This window comes from Burkholderia sp. Se-20373 (assembly GCF_017104705.1).
GTDB lineage: Bacteria > Pseudomonadota > Gammaproteobacteria > Burkholderiales > Burkholderiaceae > Burkholderia.
The window spans coordinates 113,848-119,920 of sequence record NZ_JAAGPH010000008.1 but is presented as its reverse complement, the minus strand read 5'-3'; the positions used below and the strand labels follow the sequence as shown (position 1 = coordinate 119,920).

Here is a 6,073-nt window from a genome sequence, read left to right as displayed (position 1 = left end):
GCCCGCGCCTCCTCTGCCAACATGACGGAGGACCAACGAACGGCGGTCGAATTTTATGCGGCCAATCCATCGGCCGCACTTCTCGACTTCGCCGCACGCGTATCGCGCAACTGTGGCTCCTCTGCCAACGAGACGGCGGCGGAAGGGGCAAAGGCGATCGCCTATCGTGTGCTGCGCCGAAATACCGTGAGCGGGGAATGGGTGTCGGACGGTCGGCATTGGAACGATGGCGCTCCGACTGCCGCCCTGCTCGCCGAGACGGCTGCGCGCTCCGACGAGTGGCGTGTCGAGATTGCATATGCCTCCGCGCAGGCAGCGGAACCGGTGGCGCAGTGGCAATACAGGGTTCTCACGCCCGGATACGAAGGCGACTGGCACAACTGCAATGCCGAAACGGCTCAGCGCTTGCAGCAACCGGATCTCGCGGACTTCCACAAAGTACGCCCTCTCTACGCCGCCTCGCTGCCTCCCGCGCTGGCAGACGTTCGAGGCGGGATGACGGGCGCGCTTCGCCAGGCGCGAGAGGAACTCTCGCTCGTCGAGTGGGAGAACGATCCGCCAGCGCGCGTCACCAAACTGTTCTCGACGATCGACGCCCTTCTCATCACCGATCCGGGCCGGCACGCAGGAGGTAGCCGTGCAAACCGCTGAAGTGAAGGCGGCTCTTCTCTCGCGCTTCTGCGCGCCCGAGTGGGCACTCTTCTTCGAAGTGGGCGACGCGACTGGTGCTCAGCGTAACAGGTGGGCGGATGCGGTTGCGGTCAATATGCATGATTCGCGTGGTCTCGAAGTCCAAGGCTTCGAAATCAAGGTCAGCCGGCCGGACTGGCTCCGCGAACTGAAAGATCCTGCGAAATCGGCACCCGTGCAACGGTTTTGCGATCGGTGGTGGGTGGTGGCCCCGGATGGAGTGATTCTCGATGGGGAATTGCCCCCGACTTGGGGGTACTACCGCGCCCTCGCCGGAGGCAAGCTGCGTCAGGCGGTGGCGGCACCCAAGCTCGCTGCCGAGCCGGTCACACGTGCATTTGTGGCCGCGATGCTGCGCCGTGCGAGTGCCGCAGATGAGGATCTTGTGAAGGCCGCTGTTAGCGCCGAGATCCATCGCCTGCGACAAGGCGACGAAGAGCGGATCACGAAGGAGATAGAAGCCCGCACACAACGCTTTAGGCGGACGCACGACGCAATCGCCGAAATCGAGACGCTTAGCGGTGTGAAGATAAGCGAGTGGGGGAGAAGCGAAGAAATCGGGCTCGCTGTCCGGGCTGTATTGGCCTCGGGTGTGCTTGACACCTGGCGAGGCATCGAAGGTGTCAGGAGGCGGGCAGTGGCCATCCTGACGCAGTGTGACGAGGCGCTGGCAATGTTTCCGGCGGCAGAACCCAAGGTGGGCGAATGCAACACGTGATAATGGAGTTTGCTGCCGTGCCCATGCCGATCCGTTCCGGCCTCGTTGCGCTCGTCGGTCTCGTGATCGGCAGTTTCCTGACTGTGGTGATTCATCGATTGCCGATCATGCTCGCCCGCGAGTGGGCGCGTCACGAGGCTCACGGCGAATCGGAGGCACCCGGAAGCTACAACCTGGTCGTGCCTCGTTCGGGATGCGCCGCGTGCGGGCATCAGCTTCGAGTGTGGGAGAACATTCCCGTGCTGAGCTATCTGATCTTGCGAGGCCGGTGCAGCCAGTGTCGCACGGCAATTCACTGGCGCTACCCACTGATCGAGATCCTGTCCGCGGTGCTGGCCATCTTCGTGATGCTGCGCTTCGGCGTGTCTGTGAAGGCTCTGGCTGGCTACCTGTTCGCAGCAAGTCTGCTGACGCTGGCATGCATCGACGCGGAGACAGGTTTCCTGCCGGACGTGATTACTCTCCCCATGATTGCAGCCGGGCTTGTCTTCAATTTCGCGGGCGTTTTCACAACGTTCCGTGCGGCCGTGGTTGGGGCGATAGCGGGGTATGCGGCGCTTGCCGTGGTGCTGTACGCGGCGCGCGCTATCAGCGGCCGAGAGAGCCTCGGATTCGGCGATCTGAAGCTGTTCGCCGCGATAGGCGCATGGTTCGGCGTCGCGTCGTTGAGCCAAGTCTTCCTCCTCTCGTTCGCATTCGCAGCGGCGCATGGCGTGTGGTTGATGCTGCGTGGTGTGGCGTCGAGCGACGAAGCAATGCCCTTCGGCCCGTTCATTGCGCTTGCGGGTGCCTTTACCTTGTTTGCGGGCCTGCCGTTGGCGCTGTAGGCCCATAAAAGTCGGAGATCAGAGAATGTCACTGGAGCAGCAGCGAGACGAAGCCGCGTCACCGGCGGAGGATCTGGCGTTGCCGCAGCACGCCGTTTCCAGCAAGGTTCGCGAACGGACGAAGCGTCTCTTTCATCCTGGCGGATACGAGATTACGGGATACGTCCTGACGCAGATGACTTCTTCGTGGAAAGTGGTGATGGACGAGACGGGTACGCGCTCCATGAGTTCGGCCGATCTCGAGCGCTTGATGAGGTGGGAGGAGCCTGCCGGCTCGGGTGGTCCACTGGAGGATGGGGCGAACGATGGGCCACCGCCGGCGGTCTTGTCTTCCGCGATTGCGGCGGTGTCGAAGTGCGCTCTCTCGGTTGAACCCTCTCATGCCATGCCCATCGACATTGCGGACGCGCTCGGGATTCTCGCGAGACGGCTCGGCTGCTGCTTCAACGACAGCATCCCGCACAACGCTGGCTGGTTCGTGCCTGGCAAACCGATCGCCTACGTCAGCGCCATCGATGCGATCGAGGCGCTATTCAAGAACCTGAGTAACGGCGGCACGATATATGAACCTACGAAGCGGGACGACCCGGCGCGCGTCGGCCGCGCTCCGGTGAATTCGCCGGAACGTGATCTGTCGCAACCGGCGCTTTTCTGAGCGCGATCCTTGACCGGAGCAGGCAACATGAAAGTTGGGAAACTCATTCTTTCGGCAGCAATCGGTATTCTGATCGTGGTTTCGATCGAGGCAGCGATCTTGAGCCTTGATCTGGCTGCTCGACAGAGCACACTTCAGCCGGCGATCGCCCATGCCATCGCGGCGGCCCCGAAGCCAGAAGGATTGGTCAGTCGCGCAGAATTGTTTTCGACAGCCGTTTTCTGTGGGGGTGTATACGCGCTTTGTCTCGTGCTGCTCGCCGTGTTCTATCCGCTCGTCGCGGGTATGGCATGGCAGCATCTGGTCGGTCCCGTGCTCGTGAAGCGGTGGCCATCGCTCGCGCAAAGCGCCGATCGCGGCCGACCCTCCTATATGCCAACCGAGCCGGGCCAGCCGTTCGTGTTGAGCCTTGGGCTGTACCCGGCACCGCTGCACGACGTGATTGCTGGTATTCGTGACGGCTTTCTGCTCGGTGTCGGGGCGGCCATCATGCCGGACGTTGTGACGCCGTGGGTCTTCACGGCGATTCTGGCCGTGATCGTGGCGAAACACGCTTGGCGCGTATCGAGCGCCGAAGGGGCTGTAGCCGTCGATCGCATGATATTCGCCGGCAGGGAGGTTCTCGTGTATGCGTTTGCGATCCTCGCCCTTCGTTCTGTCGATCTCCTGCATTGAGGCGGCAGTTTGACGCGTGAGTTAGTATGTGTATCGTTATATCGATACGCATACTGTGAGGGTGTCGAATGTCTCAAGATCCAAACGTCGCGCTGCCACTTTCGAAGGCAATCGCACTGGTCAAGTGGAAGCACTTTTTCGACAGGGAAATCGGGGGTGCGGGGCATTCCCGCAGCGAACTGATCGCCGGTCTCGTCCGAGCCGGAGCAACGGAAGACTCGCTGAAGCGCTTCTGGCAGGAGACGAAGCGTCTGGCCTGGCCGGCGTCGGGGGGCGTTTCGCCGTGGGAAACCGCCTCCGCTATCGGCTTCGCGCTCGAGGCGGAGTCGAACGCCGGCGCGAACGCGCTCGGGTCGGAATATGTCCCGCTGCTGCGGGTGGCATTGGCCGCGAAGAAGGCCGAAAGCCGAAGCATCAGCGAGGCCACGGACGAGCGGTTCGCGGACGGCATTATCGGGAACCGCCCCGACCGTTTTGATGCTCTCGAAATTCAGGGTGTGAGGGAGTTCGTTGACCCATCCAATTCGGATGCGAGTTTCTGCGAAGTCGATAACGAAAGCCCCCAATTCTTCTCTGTGTACGTCCATTACCGGACGGGCGGGGTTGAATGCGTCGGTGACCACGGCTCTCATGAACTTGCCGCGGCGTATGCAAATGCCCTTTCCGAGGCCCATGGCTGGCCGATCTACGACTACGTTGCGCCGGCCGAAAATGCGGCGAACAGCGCCGCGCCGGCACGTTCTCGCATGTGAGGTGATCGATATGAAAAGTGTCAAGAAGGTCGCCGTCGTGCTCGATATGCACCCCGAGGACTACCGGCGCATGCGCGAGGCGGCTGACGACGCAAGGATGCCGGAAGGCGAGTTTTGCGGGCTGGCCTTGCATCGAGGTATCGGCTTGATGCGCGATCTGCGGCGCGAATTGCCCCCGAGAGATCCGGAGCGAATTGCCTTGGTGCTCGAAGCGAAATGCGAGCGCTGACCTGGCGCAGGCGAAGCCCCCGGATCGGTGGCCGGCGGGCATGACAAGGGCAGTTCCTCTTTCCAGGTAAAGACGGCGGGCGAAATGCCGATAAATCAGCCGAGTCTGGACGGAGTATCATGGTACGCACCGCGTATCTCCATCAGGATCATGTCGAACTCTGACCAACAATCGTTTTTGAAGGCCGCCAAGGAGCAGCTTGGGCTCACTTGGGATGAACTCGCGCAAGCGTCAGGCATTAACTCTCGCGCGTTGAAGACGTATCGAATGCCCGAGACATCAAAGGACCACCGACCGCTTCCCGATCTTGCGCGTGCAGCAATTGCGCGCTTGCTCGAAGCGCCCAAGCGAAGCCAAAAGAATGCTTGACATGGTACGCGCTGCGTACCATTATTATCCCATATCGCTACGACCATCGATAACCAGGCGCATAGAAGACTGGCTTGACGACGACGGTCCGCGCCGGATGCCGACGCCGGCGACGTTGTAACCAAGGAAAGCACATGAAACGGGGTTGGGATCGTGTGAGGCTGCGGTTCAAGAACCAGGCCAGCGATGGCCCTGTCGGCGGGGACGAATTTCGCACGAGTACCGGCCGTCGCTACCAAGTGGATGCAGCCTGTCTGGTTCGAACCGTCGACTGGTGCGACGATCCATCCGTTGCCTCCGTATGTCTCGGTGAAGCCACTCTGAAACGGAAAACACTGATGAAGAAGATCAAAGCGTTCGGGATGGACTTGCTCGGTGCAGTCGGCATGCTAGGTGATTGGTTCTCGCTCGCCGTTACAGCGGGCCTCGTCGCTGCGCTTGTTTTGCTCGGCATCTTGACGCATCACGTAGGCATGCGCGATGGCCTGTACAACTACGCCGTAGCGATGCTTGTTAGCGCGAGCATAGTGGCTGTCTCTGTCGGCGCGGCGAAGCTAGGCTCGCGGCCCCAATAGGCATTGGAAACAAGAGAGAACACGTGGATCAGACTCTACTTGACAGGATCTTCTCGCGACTCGGGCTCGTCCGTCTGTCGCGCGCGCGGCGCGATGAAGCTGATGCCGAAGCCCATATCGCCGAGTGCGTGCGTCTCGCCGGTCTCGTTCCTCAACAGGGGGATCGCAGTCGGTACAAGTGCGCGTGCGGCAGCATCGAGGCCGTGTTCTTGCGGCCGTCGTATCGTGATCCGAAGTACGTCGAGTATGCGTTGTGCCGTGCTTGCCTGTCGCGCACCGCCTGCTGCGTGACTATCGGGAATGTGGACGTGGCGTCAGCCCCGGATATGCCTAGCCATCTGTTTCCCGGCTGCGGTAGCGACGGAGCGGAGTTCACGGTTACTCATGGCAAAAAGCCGCTATGGGGCGACGTCTCGGACATGCTCTATGAGGCCATCGCTGACGCGGTGCTTGTGGAGTATGACGAAGGTACGGGGAAAGGCTATTTCAGGGTGATCGATGGCGACGCGCCCCCGGTCGGGGCCGTGATCCCGCTCATTGCTCAAGCCGAAGCCGATTTGATTGATTGACCAAGAAAAACGAC

Annotated in this window: 8 protein-coding genes and 1 pseudogene; all 9 read left to right on the top strand. The window is 61.4% G+C overall.

The genetic code is table 11. The features are described 5' to 3' along the window. A pseudogene (locus tag G3N96_RS05180) lies at positions 1 to 651 on the top strand (hypothetical protein); the annotation flags it as partial. Then, positions 638 to 1,408: a hypothetical protein gene (locus tag G3N96_RS05175; RefSeq protein WP_206136508.1), complete on the top strand. Its 771-nt coding sequence runs from the start codon at positions 638 to 640 to the stop codon at positions 1,406 to 1,408. The pseudogene G3N96_RS05180 and the gene G3N96_RS05175, both read left to right, overlap by 14 nt. Beyond that, entirely contained in the window at positions 1,396 to 2,235 is an 840-nt protein-coding gene (locus G3N96_RS05170) for an A24 family peptidase (protein ID WP_206136507.1), read from the top strand. The genes G3N96_RS05175 and G3N96_RS05170 overlap by 13 nt, the downstream gene beginning before the upstream one ends. Before the next feature lie 25 nt (positions 2,236 to 2,260). Then, positions 2,261 to 2,890, top strand: a complete 630-nt coding sequence (locus G3N96_RS05165) for a hypothetical protein (RefSeq protein ID WP_206136506.1) — start codon at positions 2,261 to 2,263, stop codon at positions 2,888 to 2,890. A 27-nt stretch (positions 2,891 to 2,917) separates the two neighbouring features. After that, on the top strand, positions 2,918 to 3,565 hold the full coding sequence (locus G3N96_RS05160; protein WP_206136505.1) for a hypothetical protein: 648 nt from the start codon (positions 2,918 to 2,920) through the stop codon (positions 3,563 to 3,565). Positions 3,566 to 3,633: 68 nt separating this feature from the next. Then, positions 3,634 to 4,317: a hypothetical protein gene (locus G3N96_RS05155; RefSeq protein ID WP_206136504.1), complete on the top strand. Its 684-nt coding sequence runs from the start codon at positions 3,634 to 3,636 to the stop codon at positions 4,315 to 4,317. A gap of 10 nt (positions 4,318 to 4,327) precedes the next feature. Further along, positions 4,328 to 4,546: a hypothetical protein gene (locus G3N96_RS05150; RefSeq protein WP_206136503.1), complete on the top strand. Its 219-nt coding sequence runs from the start codon at positions 4,328 to 4,330 to the stop codon at positions 4,544 to 4,546. A gap of 503 nt (positions 4,547 to 5,049) precedes the next feature. Continuing rightward, positions 5,050 to 5,490 (top strand): hypothetical protein, encoded by a 441-nt coding sequence (locus G3N96_RS05145; RefSeq protein WP_206136502.1) that lies wholly within the window; start codon positions 5,050 to 5,052, stop codon positions 5,488 to 5,490. Positions 5,491 to 5,513: 23 nt separating this feature from the next. Next, positions 5,514 to 6,059 (top strand): hypothetical protein, encoded by a 546-nt coding sequence (locus G3N96_RS05140; protein WP_206136501.1) that lies wholly within the window; start codon positions 5,514 to 5,516, stop codon positions 6,057 to 6,059. Positions 6,060 to 6,073 lie beyond the last annotated feature (14 nt).